The organism is Xanthomonas sp. PPL134 (assembly GCF_040595915.1).
Taxonomy (GTDB): domain Bacteria; phylum Pseudomonadota; class Gammaproteobacteria; order Xanthomonadales; family Xanthomonadaceae; genus Xanthomonas_A; species Xanthomonas_A indica.
The window spans coordinates 495,289-509,398 of sequence record NZ_JAMDLL010000001.1 but is presented as its reverse complement, the minus strand read 5'-3'; the positions used below and the strand labels follow the sequence as shown (position 1 = coordinate 509,398).

General features: G+C 69.7%; 12 protein-coding genes. 11 read left to right on the top strand and 1 reads right to left on the bottom strand.

Features of this window, described 5'->3' with window-relative positions:
• Nucleotides 1-124: 124 nt before the first annotated feature.
• The 6 genes from M3U25_RS02275 to M3U25_RS02250 all read left to right on the top strand — a co-directional run bounded on the left by M3U25_RS02275 (nt 125) and on the right by M3U25_RS02250 (nt 7,609).
• Nucleotides 125-1,747, top strand: coding sequence for a FecR domain-containing protein (locus M3U25_RS02275; RefSeq protein ID WP_355495278.1), 1,623 nt, complete (start codon nt 125-127; stop codon nt 1,745-1,747).
• Nucleotides 1,744-3,414 (top strand): CHASE2 domain-containing protein, encoded by a 1,671-nt coding sequence (locus M3U25_RS02270; protein WP_355495281.1) that lies wholly within the window; start codon nt 1,744-1,746, stop codon nt 3,412-3,414. The genes M3U25_RS02275 and M3U25_RS02270 overlap by 4 nt, the downstream gene beginning before the upstream one ends.
• Complete coding sequence (locus tag M3U25_RS02265; RefSeq protein WP_160947995.1) at nt 3,411-3,860, top strand: DUF4442 domain-containing protein; 450 nt, start codon at nt 3,411-3,413, stop codon at nt 3,858-3,860. Before M3U25_RS02270 ends, M3U25_RS02265 begins: the two co-directional genes overlap by 4 nt.
• A gap of 211 nt (nt 3,861-4,071) precedes the next feature.
• Nucleotides 4,072-4,755 carry a DUF502 domain-containing protein gene (locus M3U25_RS02260; RefSeq protein ID WP_019797897.1) on the top strand — a complete coding sequence of 228 codons (684 nt, stop codon included), beginning with the start codon at nt 4,072-4,074 and terminating at the stop codon, nt 4,753-4,755.
• A gap of 5 nt (nt 4,756-4,760) precedes the next feature.
• Nucleotides 4,761-5,534: a queuosine precursor transporter gene (locus tag M3U25_RS02255; protein WP_355495286.1), complete on the top strand. Its 774-nt coding sequence runs from the start codon at nt 4,761-4,763 to the stop codon at nt 5,532-5,534.
• Between the two features lie 200 nt (nt 5,535-5,734).
• Nucleotides 5,735-7,609: a DUF885 family protein gene (locus M3U25_RS02250; RefSeq protein WP_242156636.1), complete on the top strand. Its 1,875-nt coding sequence runs from the start codon at nt 5,735-5,737 to the stop codon at nt 7,607-7,609.
• Nucleotides 7,610-8,214: 605 nt separating this feature from the next.
• On the opposite strand, the gene mmuM is transcribed toward M3U25_RS02250, so the two are convergent.
• Nucleotides 8,215-9,153: a homocysteine S-methyltransferase gene (gene mmuM, locus M3U25_RS02245; RefSeq protein WP_355495291.1), complete on the bottom strand. Its 939-nt coding sequence runs from the start codon at nt 9,151-9,153 to the stop codon at nt 8,215-8,217.
• Nucleotides 9,154-9,339: 186 nt separating this feature from the next.
• On the opposite strand from mmuM, the gene M3U25_RS02240 reads away from it, so the two are divergent.
• From M3U25_RS02240 to rnfB, 5 genes are all read left to right on the top strand, one after another.
• A complete protein-coding gene (locus tag M3U25_RS02240) occupies nt 9,340-9,741 on the top strand; it encodes a VOC family protein (protein WP_355495294.1) in 402 nt (133 codons plus the stop codon).
• Nucleotides 9,742-9,867: 126 nt separating this feature from the next.
• Nucleotides 9,868-10,320: a DUF2147 domain-containing protein gene (locus M3U25_RS02235; protein WP_242156634.1), complete on the top strand. Its 453-nt coding sequence runs from the start codon at nt 9,868-9,870 to the stop codon at nt 10,318-10,320.
• 205 nt (nt 10,321-10,525) lie between these two features.
• The gene (gene metG / locus M3U25_RS02230; RefSeq protein WP_355495298.1) at nt 10,526-12,685 is read left to right on the top strand and encodes a methionine--tRNA ligase; all 2,160 of its coding nucleotides are present in this window, start codon (nt 10,526-10,528) and stop codon (nt 12,683-12,685) included.
• 83 nt (nt 12,686-12,768) lie between these two features.
• A complete protein-coding gene (locus M3U25_RS02225; protein ID WP_355495301.1) occupies nt 12,769-13,371 on the top strand; it encodes an HAD family hydrolase in 603 nt (200 codons plus the stop codon).
• Between the two features lie 284 nt (nt 13,372-13,655).
• Nucleotides 13,656-14,066: an Rnf electron transport complex subunit RnfB gene (gene rnfB / locus M3U25_RS02220; protein ID WP_355495304.1), complete on the top strand. Its 411-nt coding sequence runs from the start codon at nt 13,656-13,658 to the stop codon at nt 14,064-14,066.
• Nucleotides 14,067-14,110 lie beyond the last annotated feature (44 nt).

Below are 14,110 nucleotides of genomic sequence, written 5' to 3'. Positions count from 1 at the left end.
ATCAGGGACGAATGTTGCCTGGCGCCCCGCCGGCAGCAGCGCCCCGGTCTTTTGCCGGACAGATGATGTGAATCAGCAGTACGACCGCCGCATGCCTCTGCCCACCCTTCGCTCCCGGGCAAGCATGCGCCGGCTTGTCGGCCTGCTGTGCTGGATCGGCCTGCTGCTCGCTCCTGCCGCGATGGCGCAGGACTGGCACTACCGGGTGCGCCCCGGCGACACGCTGTGGGACCTGGGCCGGCGCTATCTGCGCCCGGACGTGGACTGGATGCTGCTAGGCCAGCACAACCAGGTGGCCGATCCGTACCGGTTGGCGCCGGGGGCGCGGCTGCGCTTCCCGATCGCCTGGCTCCGGGTGCAGCCGGCACCGGCGCGGTTGGTCGCGCTGCGTGGCCAGATCAGCGTGCAGACCGCCGACCGCGCGACGCTGTCGGCGCAGGAAGGCATGCCGCTGCCGATCGGCAGCGCGCTGCAGACCGGCGCCGACGCCAGTGCCACCGTGCAGTTCGCCGACGGCTCGCGCATGCAGGTGCGCGAGAACAGCCTGATCCGCTTCGACCAATTGATCCGCTACGGTGCCACCGGCATGGTCGACACGCGGGTACGGCTGGAGAAAGGCCGCACCAGCAACGATGTCATCCCCGCCAACGGCCCCGCCTCGCGCTACATCATCCAGACCCCGAGCAGCACCAGCAGCGTGCGCGGCACCCGCTTCCGCGTCGGCGCCGGCGACGGCCACCAGCTCGCCGCCACCGAGGTGCTGCAGGGCGCGGTGCGGGTGGCCGGCGGCGGCGGCCAGCGCCTGCTGCAGCCGGGCGAGGCGGCGCGGGTCGGCGCGGGGGCGGCGCCGCTGCCGGAACCGCTGCTGCCGGCACCGGTCCTGGACCTGGCGCGCAGCCGCCTGCAACACCCGCCCTACCTGCTGGCGTGGACGCCGCTGGCCGGCGCCAGCCGCTACCGCCTCGAGGCACTGGATGCGCAGCAGCGCGAAATCCTGCGCTACGCCCGCGAGACCGAGGCCAGCGCGCTGGTGCTGGACGACTTGCCCCCCGGGGATCTGCGGCTGTTGCTGCGCGGCGTCGCCGCCACCGGCGTGGAAGGCCAGGACGCCGAGCAGCCGCTGCTGGTCTCGGCCACGCCGCTGCCGCCGCTGACCGTGCAACCGCTGCAGCAGCAGCGACTGCGCATCGCGCGGCCGCGTTTCGCCTGGACCCGCAACCCGGAGGCGATCAGCAGCGTGCTGCAGCTGGCGCGCGATGCGCAGTTCCACGACCTGCTGCTGGAGCAGGAGACCGACGCGACCCATCTGCGCGCGCCGCAGCCCCTGCCGCCCGGCACCTACTTCTGGCGCCTGGCCTCGCGCGATGCGCAAGGCCGGCAAGGTCCGTTCGGGCAGGCGCTGACGCTGCATCTCAGCGATACGCCGGTCGATCCTGGCCTGGCGCCGGCGCAGGCCGAGCGCGGCACGCTGACCCTGCGCTGGCAGCCCGACCCGGACGCGCGCCATTACCGGGTGCAACTGGCGCGCGATCCCGCGTTCCGCCGCGGCCTGCTCGAACGCACCGTGACGCAGCCGCAGGTCGCGCTGCCGCGGCCGCGCCGCGGCACCTGGTACGTGCGCATCCAGACCCTGGACACGGAGGGCGAGGCCGCGCCGTTCTCGACGCCGCAGACGCTGGATCTGCCCTGCCGCTACTGCAAGCTCGGCACGGCCGGCGGCGCGCTGCTGCTATGGCTGGCGTTGTGAGCGCCGCGCTGCTGCGGCGCGTGCTGGCGGCGCTCGCCGCAGCCGCACTGGCCGCGGCCCTGAGCCTGGGCGATGTCACCGGGCGGCTGGACAACGCGCTGTACGACGCGGCGATCGCGCAGGCGCCGCGCCCGGCCGATCCGCGCCTGCTGCTGATCGCTATCGACGACCGCAGCCTGCAGGCACTGGGCCAGTGGCCATGGCGACGCGACCTGCACGCGCGCCTGCTCGACCGGCTCACCGCAGCGGGCACCGAACGGGTGGCGCTGGACCTGCTGTTCAGCGAACCCGACCAGCAACACCCGGACGACGACGCGCGCCTGGCTGCGGCGCTGCGGCGCAATGGCCGCACCGTGCTGCCGGTGATCGGCAGCGCCAGCGATGCGGACATGCCGCAGGAACTGCTGCCGATCCCCGCCATCGCCAGCGCCGCGGCGGCGTTGGCGCACACCGATCTCGCCGTCGATGCCGACGGCATCGCGCGCGGCGTCTACCTGCGCGCCGGGCTCGGCAGTGCGCACTGGCCGGCGCTGGCCGCGGCCCTCACCGGCCGCGCGCTGCCGCCGGCGCCGGCCACCCCCGACGCCCCCTATGCCTGGCATCGCGCCGACTACGTCGGCCTGCATTTCGCCGCGCCGTCGGCACCGTTCGCGCAGGTGTCCTACGTCGACGTCGCGCAGGGCCGGATCCCGCCGCAGTCCCTGCGCGCACGCCTGGCGATCGTCGGCGTCACCGCCACCGGCCTGGGGCAGCGGGTGATGACGCCGATGTCCGATGCGCGCTGGATGAGCGCGCCCGAGTACCAGGCCAACATCGCGGCGATGCTGTTGCGCGGCGACCCGATCCTGCCGTCGTCGCGCGCGGCCCAGGTGGCCGGGTCCGCGCTGCTGGTGCTGCTGGCCTGCCTGGGGACGCACTGCGCCGGCTGGCGGAGACGGCGCTGGCTGGCACCGCTGGCGAGCATGGCGGTGATCGCCGGCGGCAGCCTGCTGTGGCTGCTGGTCAGCCACCGCTGGTTCGCGCCGGGGGCGGCCCTGCTCGCCCTGGCCGTCGTCGCCGCCGGCCAGTTGTGCCTGCACGCGGCACGCTGGCGACGCCAGGCGCGTCGCGACGCACTGACCGGGCTGGTCAACCGTCACGGCTTCGAGCAGGACTTCGCCCAGGCCCTGGACGAGGCGCGGCGCAGCGGCCGGCCGCTGACGCTGATCATCGTCGATGTGGATCATTTCAAGCGCTACAACGACACCCTGGGCCATCGCACCGGCGACCGCGCACTGAAGCTGGTGGCCGCCGCGGTGGCACGGCATGCGCGACATCCGCGCGAGGTCGCCGCGCGCTTCGGCGGCGACGAGTTCGCCATGATCCTGCCCGCCACCGACGCCACCGATGCCGGCCGCATCGCCGCGGCGCTGGTCGAGGAGATCCGCGGGCTGTCGCTGCGCGCGCCGAACGGCAGCGTCGCCATCACCGCCAGCCTGGGCGTGCACAGCGCCACGGCGACAGCGCTCACGTCCGAGCGCGCCTTTTTCGAATCTGCCGACGCCGCGCTGTACCGGGTCAAGCGCGGCGGACGCGACGGCTACACGCTCAGCGACGCGCCGCCAGAGCACCATACGCATGCGTCTGGTACCCTGCCGCGCTCCGATCCACCCACTGCCGCGCCATGAAGCCATCGCTGTTCCGCCTGGGCCTGAACCTGTGGCCGCCGTTCCTGTTCGCCGGCATCCATGTGACCGCGCTGAGCGCCGACTACCGCCATGCGCGGGTCGAACTACGCATGCGCCCCTGGAACCGCAACTACGTCGGGACGCATTTCGGCGGCAGCCTGTTCGCCATGACCGACCCGTTCTGGATGCTGCTGACCATGCAGAACCTGGGGCGCGACTACTACGTCTGGGACAAGGCCGGCAGTATCGAGTTCGTGCGCCCGGGCCGCGGCACGGTCAGCGCGCAATTCGACCTGGACCAGGCCCTGTTGGACGACCTGCGCGCGGCCACCGCCGGCGGCGACAAGCACCTGCGCTGGTTCGAGACCGACGTCGTCGACGCGCAGGGCGAGGTGGTGGCGCGGGTGCGCAAGCAGGTGTACGTCAAGCGCAAGCCGCCGCGCTAGCGCGCCCTGCGGCCCGCGGCTTCGCCAAGGCCGACACTGCATCTGCGCAGGCGGACACACCCCGCATGCGAACGCGGCCGCGCCGGCGGCGTGCGCGGCGTTGCGACGCGGGCCGCCTGTGCACGCCCCAGCCCAATCGCAGCTGCACGGCCGCGCCGCGCGACCATGCGGCGGCGCACCAACGGTCATCACGCGCCGCTACACTACGCGGATGTCGCCCGATCTCTCCGCTCCCGCTCCCACTCCCCGCCCGTCCCTGCAACGGCTGTTCTTCACCGGTCTGCTGACGCTGTTGCCGATCTGGCTGACCTGGGTCGTGGTCAAGTTCGTGTTCGTGCTGCTCTCGGGGATCAGCAGCCCCTGGGTGGTGCCGCTGTCGGTGCGCATCGCCGCTTCGTTCCCGCGCGAGCTGGGCTGGGCCACCGCGCAATGGGTGCAGAACACCATCGCCCTGATCGCCACCCTGGCGGTGATCCTGCTGGTCGGCATCCTCAGCCGGCGCATGATCGGCCAGCGCCTGCTGCGCTGGTTCGAGGCGGTGATGCGCCGCATCCCGCTGGCCAGCGTGGTCTACGACAGCGTGCGCAAGCTGGTGGACATCCTGCAGACCCAGCCCGGCAGCACCCAGCGCGTAGTGCTGATCGACTTCCCGCACCGGGACATGAAGTCGGTGGGCCTGGTGACGCGGGTGATCAAGGAACACGGCACCGGCCGCGAACTGGCCGCGGTGTACGTGCCGACCACGCCCAACCCGACCTCGGGCTACCTGGAGATCGTGCCGGTGGAGCTGCTCACGCCCACCGACTGGAGCGTGGACCAGGCGATGAGCTTCATCATCTCCGGCGGCGCGGTGGCGCCGGAGAGCGTGCCGTTCACCCGGACCGTGGACCGCTGACGCCGATGCGCCGCGGCACGCTCGACGATCGCGCGGTCCGTCTGTTCATCGCCCTGGCGGCGTTCTTCTGCGTCAATGCCGCGCTGGCCGAGTTCATCGGGGTCAAGATCTTCGCTCTGGAAGACACCCTGGGCATCGCCCCGCTGAACTGGAACCTGTTCGGACAGGCCGGCTCGATGAACTTCACCGCCGGCACCCTGCTGTGGCCGCTGGTGCTCATCCTCACCGACACCATCAACGAATTCTTCGGCCGCCGCGGCGTGCGCTTCATCTCCTGGCTGGCGGTGGCGCTGATCGGCTATGGCTTCCTGTTCGCCTTCGCCGCGATCGCGCTGGCCCCGGCCGGGTTCTGGGTCACCGCGGCGCAGAGCCAGGGCGTGCCCGACTACCAGGCCGCGTTCGCCGCGGTGTTCGGCCAGGGCATGTGGACCATCGCCGGCTCGCTGGTCGCGTTCATGGCCGGCCAGTTGATCGACGTGGCGGTGTTCCACCGCATCCGCAGCGTGACCGGCGAGAAGCACGTGTGGCTGCGCGCCACCGGCTCCACCGCGGTCTCGCAGCTGATCGACAGCTTCGTGGTGATCTACATCGCCTTCGTGCTCGGCCCGCAGCACTGGTCGATGCAGCTGTTCCTGGCGGTGAGCACGCTGAACTACATCTGCAAGATGCTACTGGCGGTGCTGCTGATCCCGTTGCTGTACCTGATGCGGCGGCTGATCACCGACTACCTGACCCCCGAGCGCGCCGAACAGCTACGCGAGGAAGCGGCTGCCGACTGAACGCCGGCACACGCGCGAGCGCCCCGCACGCCCTCGCGCGCGGCCATCGTGCAGCGCCGCAGACGTCGGCCCCGCCTGGCCCGCCACGGCGAGGCGCGGACCGAATGCAGGGTCAGCAGGCGCCCGCGGGCAGCGGCCACGGGTGGCCTCCGCGGTGCGGATCGGGCAAGCTCCCCGCTCGCTTGTCGTTGGAGCCCGCAATGCCGCCCCGCTTTCCCCGCCTGCTGTCCCTTGCCATCGCCACCGCCCTGAGTCTGTCGCTGGCGGCCCCGGCGGACGCGGCCAAGAAGAAGACCACCAAGCAGACCACCGCGCAGACCCGCGCCAAGGCCAGCAAGGCGCGCAAGGCGCGGCCGGCACCGGCCCCGGTGGTGCTGACCAAGGCGCAGCAACTGAACAAGCTGTACGACGATTACTGGGAGGCCTCGCTCAAGCTCAACCCGCTGCAGGCCACCTTCCAGGGCGACAGCCGCTACAACGACCAGCTGCCGAACTTCCTCTCGGCCGCGTTCCGCCAGCAGTCGCACGACTTCACCGTGGAGTGGCTGGGCAAGGCCGAGGCGATCGGCAAGGACGGGCTGACCGGGCAGGACCTGCTCAGCTACGAGATCTTCGTCGGCGACGCGCGCAACGCGCTGGAGGCGGAGAAGTACCCGAGCTGGATGCAGCCGGTGAACCAGTTCTACAACGTCGGCAGCATCATGGTGATGCTCGGCTCCGGCACCGGCGCGCAGCCGTTCCGCACGGTCAAGGACTACGACAACTGGTCGCGGCGCGCGCTCGGCATCCCGGCGCTGTTCGACCAGGCCATCGCCAACATGCGCGAAGGCATGAAGGCCGGCGTGGTGCAGCCGCGCGCGCTGATGGAGAAGGTGCTGCCGCAGCTGGATGCGATCATCAAGCCCACCGCCGAGGAGAGCCTGTTCTGGGGGCCGGTGCGCAACCTGCCGGCGGACATCCCCGAGGCCGAGAAGCAGCGCATCACCGCCGAGTACAAGCGCATGATCGAGTACCGGATCATGCCCGCCTACCGCTCGCTGCGCGGCTTCATCGCCACCGAGTACCTGCCGGCCACGCGTACCACCGCCGGCGTCGGCGCCCTGCCCGGCGGCGACGCCTGGTACGCCTGGAACGTGCGCCAGAGCACCACCACCGACCTGACCCCGGCCCAGATCCACCAGATCGGCCTGGACGAGGTGGCGCGCATCCAGGGCCAGATCCAGGCGGTGATGAAGCAGGTGCGCTTCCGCGGCTCGATGCAGAAGTTCTTCAAGTTCATGCAGACCGACAAGCGCTTCACCTTCAAGAGCGAGGACGAGCTGCTGACCTACTACCGCGGCCTGGAAGGCCGGGTCGACGCGGCGGTGCCGCGCATGTTCTCGCTCAAGCCCAAGGCCGCGTTCGAGATCCGCCCGGTGGAACCGTACCGCGCGCAGTCGGCCGCCAGCGGCTCGTACATGCGCCCCAGCGAGGACGGCCGCCCCGGCATCTTCTACGTCAACACCTACGACCTGCCCAGCCGCAAGACCTGGGATGCGGAAGACCTGTACCTGCACGAGGCCATTCCCGGCCACCACTTCCAGCTCGGCCTGCAGCAGGAGCTGACCAACCTGCCCAAGTTCCGCCGCTTCGGCGGCGAGACCGCCTTCATCGAAGGCTGGGGCCTGTACGCAGAATCGCTGGGCAAGGACCTGGGCCTGTACCAGGACCCGTACAACTACTTCGGCTACCTGCAGAACGAGCTGTGGCGCGCGATCCGCCTGGTGGTGGACACCGGCCTGCACAGCAAGGGCTGGACCCGCGAGCAGGTGATCGACTACATGCTGCAGAACTCGGCCACCAGCCGCACCGATGCCGAGGCCGAAGCCGAGCGCTACATGGCCATCCCCGGCCAGGCGCTGTCCTATAAGATCGGCGAGATGAAGATCATGCAGCTGCGCGACTACGCCCGCGCGCAACTGGGCGACAAGTTCGACATCCGCGAATTCCATGCCGAAGTGCTGAAGGACGGCTCGGTGCCGCTGAATGTGCTGCAGGAAAAGATCGAGCGCTGGGTGGCGAGCAAGAAGGGATGAGCGGGCGAGGCCGCACGCGCGGAGCATGCGGCCCGAATGTCGCAAGATCTTTCGTAGGAGCGGCTTCAGCCGCGACCGGGCTTCACCAGGCATGTCCGGTCGCGGCTGAAGCCGCTCCTACAAAGGCCGCATCGGCGGCGGCGCCATCGCCCTCCCTTTGCGCTCATCGCACTCGGTGCGGATAGCAGGCCAATCCATTCAGGGCATTGGCTGCGCACGCCCCGCTTGTGGGAGGGACTTCAGTCCCGACGCCGTTCACTGCAACGCGTCGGGACTGAAGTCCCTCCCACAGTGCAGTCCCCGGCATGCCGAGTTGCTGCAATCGCACCGCGACGGCAGCAGGAGCTGCAACGACGTTCGTTTGGTGTCATCGCCCTCCCGTTTCCCCCATTCCACTCGGTGCGGATAGCACGCCAGTTCCATCAGGGCATGGGGCGAGCATGAACCCCTTGTGGGAGGGACTTCAGTCCCGACGCCGTTCACTTCAACGCGTCGGGACTGAAGTCCCTCCCACACAGTCCAAGACGGCTGGTCGGCCCCGGCATCCGCTGGACCATCGCCGGCGAAGACGTCGTGCTGCAGAGTGCAAGCGACCCGCCTCCTTTCTACGCCGCTGCCAGCCGCCGCGCCAGCTGCGCGATGTCCTGCGGCGTGGTGCGGCAGCAACCGCCGATCAGGCGGGCACCGGCCGCACGCCAGGCGTCGAGGTGATCGGCCAGGGTGCCGGCATCGGCACCGTCGGCCTGCCAGCATTTGCGGTCGGCGTCGTAGCGCTCGCCAGCGTTCGGATACACCACCAAAGGCAACCGGGTCAGTGTCGCCAGATGGCGCAACGCCGCGGTGGCCAGCGACGGGGCGACGCAGTTGACGCCCAGCGCGACCACCTGCGGATGACCGTCGAGCAAGGCCACCACGTTGTGCAGCGGCGTGCCGTCGCTGAGGTGCATCGCATCGCGCAGCGTGCAGGCGAACCAGGCGACGGTCTGCGAGAATGCCTCTATCACTTTCAGCAACGCCGCCATTTCCGCCAGCGACGGCTGCGTTTCACAGGCCAGCAGGTCCACGCCCGCCTCCACCAACGCGGCGATGCGCGGATGGTGGAACGCGCGCATCCGTGCCGGTGCCAGCACGTAGTCGCCACGATACTCCGCGCCATTGGCCAGGAAGGCGCCATACGGACCGACCGAGCCGGCCACCAGCAAGGTCCCCGCCTGCGGATGCAGCCCGAGATGGTCCTGCCGCGCCTGCTGCGCCAGTTCGACGCTGCACGCGATCAAGCGCTGCGCTTGCGCCAGGTCGATGCCACGCGCGGCAAAGCCCTGCGGCGTGGCCTGGTAGCTGGCGGTGATCGCGCACTGCGCACCGGCGGCGAAATAGTCCTGGTGCACCTGGCGGATCAGCTGCGGCTGCTCCAGCAGGATCTTCGCCGACCACAGCGGATCGGCGAGATCGCAGCCGCGCCGTTCCAGTTCGGTGGCCAGCGCGCCGTCGAGCACCAGGCAGCGGTCCTCGGCCAGCAGCGCGGCGAGCGGGTTGTGCGGCATGGCGCGGCCTCGCAGCGACGGAATGCGCAGTGTCGCAGACGGCGGCAGCGTGGTCGCGACGCTGCGCTATGCTGCCTCCATGCTATTCGCTCGATTACTGACGACGCGCGACCACACTGTCGCCACCGCCGCGCCGCAGGCGCGCACTGCCGCCCTCGCCCACGCCCACTTCCCGAGCGCGCCGCGATGACGTCACCGCTGACCCTCGACGGCCTGCACCACGTGGCGATCATCGCCTCCGACTACGCGCGCTCCAAGGATTTCTATTGCCGCATCCTGGGCCTGCCGGTGATCGCCGAGGTCTACCGCGACGCGCGCGACTCCTGGAAGCTGGATCTGGCCCTGCCCGACGGCAGCCAGCTCGAACTGTTCTCGTTCCCCGCACCGCCGCCGCGGCCGAGCCGCCCGGAAGCCTGCGGGCTGCGCCACCTGGCGCTGCGCGTGCGCGACCTGGAGGCGGCGGTCGCACACCTGCAGACGCACGGCGTGGAGGTCGAGCCGATCCGCGTGGACGAGTACACCGGCCGCCGCTTCACCTTCTTCGCCGACCCCGACGACCTGCCGCTGGAACTGTACGAGAGCGGCTGAACGCATGCCGGCGGTCACGCTGAACCGCATGCCGCAGTGCGGATTCCCAGCACCATACGCTTGGGTATACAGTCGGATCAGGCCGGCATCGCGCCGGCCGCACCGGACATCCCTCGGGAGGGGAACATGCGCACGAGCTTCAAGACCCTGATGCTGGCCCTGCCGCTGAGCGCGGCGGCATTCATGGCGCACGCCGCCGACACCACGCCGGTCGGCCGCTGGCAGACCATCGACGACGAAACCGGCAAGCCCAAGTCGATCGTGCAGATCGAACAGGCCGCCAATGGCACGCTGAGCGGCAAGGTGGTGGAGATCCTGCAGTCCAACCACGGCCCCAACCCGATGTGCGACAAGTGCGACGGCGAGCGCAAGGGCAAGCCGATCAAGGGCATGACCATCCTGTGGGGCCTCAAGCCCGACGGCACGGCGGTGTGGGACGGCGGCTCGGTGCTGGACCCGGCCAAGGGCAAGACCTACAAGGCCAAGGTCACCCTCACCGACGGCGGCAAGAAGCTGCAGATGCGCGGCTACATCGGCATCGAGGCCCTGGGCCGGACGCAGACCTGGATCAGGGAGTAGAAGCCGGGAATCGGGAGTGGAGAATCGGGAATCGTAAAAGCGGCATCTGTCGGCCTGAGACCACCCAACTCCGACAAGGCGCCTGCAAAGGCGCCTTTTTCGTGGGCCATCAGATCGCAGCCCACCGCTCTCGCGATTCCCCATTCCCAATTCCCCAATCCCGGCTCCATGCAATAATCCCCGGCCCCCAGAAACGCCGGCCGCCATGACCACCGCTCTCGTCACCACCGCCCTGCCCTATGCCAACGGACCGCTGCATCTGGGGCATCTGGTCGGCTACATCCAGGCCGACATCTGGGTGCGCGCGCGGCGGCTGCGCGGCGACCGCACCTGGTTCGTGTGCGCCGACGACACCCACGGCACGCCGATCATGCTGGCGGCGGAGAAGGCCGGGGTCACCCCGGAAGACTTCATCGCCGCCATCCAGGCCAGCCACGAGCGCGATTTCGCCGCGTTCGGCGTGGCCTTCGACCATTACGACTCCACCAACTCGGACGCCAACCGTGCCCTGACCGAGGCGTTCTACGCCAAGCTCGATGCCGGCGGCCACATCGCGCGGCGCTCGGTGGCGCAGTTCTACGATCCGGCCAAGGGCATGTTCCTGCCCGACCGCTACATCAAGGGCATCTGCCCGAACTGCGGCAGCGCCGACCAGTACGGCGACAACTGCGAGGTCTGCGGCGCCACCTATTCCCCGACCGAACTGAAGGAGCCCAAGTCGGTGATCTCCGGCGCCACGCCGGAGCTGCGCGATTCGGAGCACTTCTTCTTCGAGGTCGGCCGCTTCGACGGCTTCCTGCGGCAGTGGCTGGCCGGCGACGTGGCCCTGCCCGGGGTCAAGGCCAAGCTGATGGAATGGCTGGACAGCGAGGGCGGCCTGCGCGCCTGGGACATCTCCCGCGACGCGCCGTACTTCGGCTTCCAGATCCCCGGCCAGCCGGGCAAGTATTTCTACGTGTGGCTGGATGCGCCGATCGGCTACCTGAGCAGCTTCCAGACCCTGTGCGCAAGCCTGGGCGAAGCGTTCGAGCCCCACCTGGCCGCCGGCACCGCCACCGAGCTGCACCACTTCATCGGCAAGGACATCGTCAACTTCCACGGCCTGTTCTGGCCGGCGGTGCTGCACGGCACCGGCCACCGTGCGCCGACCCGCCTGCACGTCAACGGCTACCTGACGGTGGACGGCGCCAAGATGTCCAAGTCGCGCGGCACTTTCGTCATGGCCCGCACCTACCTGGACGTGGGCCTGGAGCCGGAAGCGCTGCGTTACTACTTCGCGGCCAAGTCCTCCGGCGGCGTCGACGATCTGGACCTGAACCTGGGCGACTTCGTGGCGCGGGTCAATGCGGACCTGGTCGGCAAGTTCGTCAACCTGGCCAGCCGCTGCGCGGGTATCGCCAGCAAGGCATTTCATGGACGACTCACGACATCCTCGCTGCAACAGGACCGAATCAAGCAGGTTGTCTCAGCATCCGGCCCTGACTGGCAAGCCCAATCCGAGCCAACCGATATCGAAACTGATGCGATTGCCACATTTGTTGCGGTCTCGAACCAAGCAAAAAATGCAACGCAGCATTACGAACGCAACGACTTCGGACGTGTCTGCCGGGAATTGATGGCCGCTGCAGACGCTGCAAACGAGTTTGTTGCCAGAGCCGCCCCTTGGAACCTTGCTAAAGACCAAAACCGTTCAGAAGAGCTGCGCATTGTGTTGTATGCGGCCCTGACGATGTTCAGGGACATCACCATTGCCCTTCAGCCAATTCTGCCCAACACGACGAAGCTAGCTCTCCGCTTCCTCAACATGGGGGAAGAGGAAGTACCGTTCGCAAGAATTGGCGATTATCCGCGCTTCCAAGAAATCCAGATCGAAACCTACGCCCCCCTGTTCACCCGTATCGACCCAAAGCTGCTCGACGCCATGACCGACGCCTCCAAGGACACCCTCGCCCCCGCTCCCGCCGCCGCGGCCCCCGCCGCCAAGCAGGAGGCGAAGGCAGTGACGAACCCGCAATCCCCCCTCCCCACTCCCGGCGTCATCGGCATCGACGACTTCGCCAAGCTCGACCTGCGCATCGGCAAGGTGCTGGCCTGCGAGTTCGTCGAAGGATCGGACAAGCTGCTGCGCTTCGAACTGGACGCCGGCGAGCTGGGCAAGCGGCAGATCTTCTCCGGCATCCGCGGCAGCTACGGCGAACCGGAGAAGCTGGTCGGCCGCAACGTGGTGTTCATCGCCAACCTGGCCCCGCGCAAGATGCGCTTCGGCCTCAGCGAAGGCATGATCCTGTCGGCCGGCTTCGACGGCGGCGCCCTGGCCCTGCTCGACGCCGACAGCGGCGCGCAGCCGGGCATGCCGGTGCGGTAAGGCCGGGATTGGGGAGTCGGGATTGGGATTTGGTTGAGCCACTCTCGGCGCCGATGGGTCCATGACGCGGTGACGAATCCCCAATGCCGAATCCCCAATCCCTCGCTCTATTCGACTTCGACCACACGGTCACAACCACTGATACCTATTCGGGGTTCCTGCGCCGTGTGGCGACGCCGGCGCAACAGGCGACTGCGCGCTGGACGGTCGGACCCTGGCTGGCCGGCTATCGGCTGGGCCTGGTGTCGGCGGCGGCGTTGCGCACGCGGGTCACCCGGCTGGTGTTCGCCGGACGCGACGCAGACGAGATCACCCGCCAGGCCGAGCACTATGCGCAGGAGGCGCTGCCGTTGGTGCTGCGGCCGGACATGCTGCAGCGGATCGCCTGGCATCAGGCCCGGGGGCACACCGTGGCGCTGGTGTCCGGCTCGCTGGACCTGTATCTGCGGCCCTGGTGCACGCAACATGGGCTGCACATGATCTGCAACCGCCTGGAAGTGCAGGACGGGCGTCTGACCGGCCGCTATCGCCACGGCGACTGCGGGCCGCGCAAGGCGGCGCTGATCCGCATGCACTACGACCTCGGCGCCTATCAGCGCATCTATGCCTACGGCGACAGCCGCGAGGACCGGCCGATGCTGGCGCTGGCGCACGAGCGCTGGTATCGCGGGCGCCGGATCGCCTGAGCCGATGACACGGCACGAGACCCCGCCGTGCACGCCCTCCGTGGCGCGGCCCGTGGCCGCAGCGGCGGCACGAAGCGGCGCCTAGACGCCACCGCGCGATCGCAGCGCGTGCAGGGCCAGCGGGAGCCAGGCACTGCGATCCAGATCGCGATCGATACCCACGGCGCCCCCCAGGGCGGGCCGCAACGGACGCCGCGCTACACTGTGCCGGATCGCCACGCCGGCGTTCCCGTTTTTTTTTCGCCCCTGCTCCACGCCGTGCGCCGCCGCACGCCGCCTCCGCCATGACGCCCGCCCCCGACACCCTGCTCGAACGCCTCGATCGCCTGCTGCCGCAGACCCAATGCGGCCAGTGCGGGTTCGACGGCTGTCGCCCCTATGCCGAGGCGATGGCCGCCGGCACGGCGCAGGTGGACCGCTGCCCGCCCGGCGGCGATGCAGGCGCGCGCGCCCTGGCGCGGGTGCTCGGGGTGCCTGCCCTGCCCTACAACCGCAGCCGCGGCACGCACGCGCCGCCGCAGGTGGCGTGGGTGGTCGAGGCCGACTGTATCGGCTGCACCAAGTGCATCCAGGCCTGCCCGGTGGACGCCATCGTCGGCGGCGCCAAGCACATGCACACGGTGCTGGCCCCCTTGTGCACCGGCTGCGCGCTGTGCCTGCCGGCCTGCCCGGTGGATTGCATCGTCCTGCGCTGAGACGGCCACCGCAACGCGGCCGCCACGGCGGGCGCATCCGGATC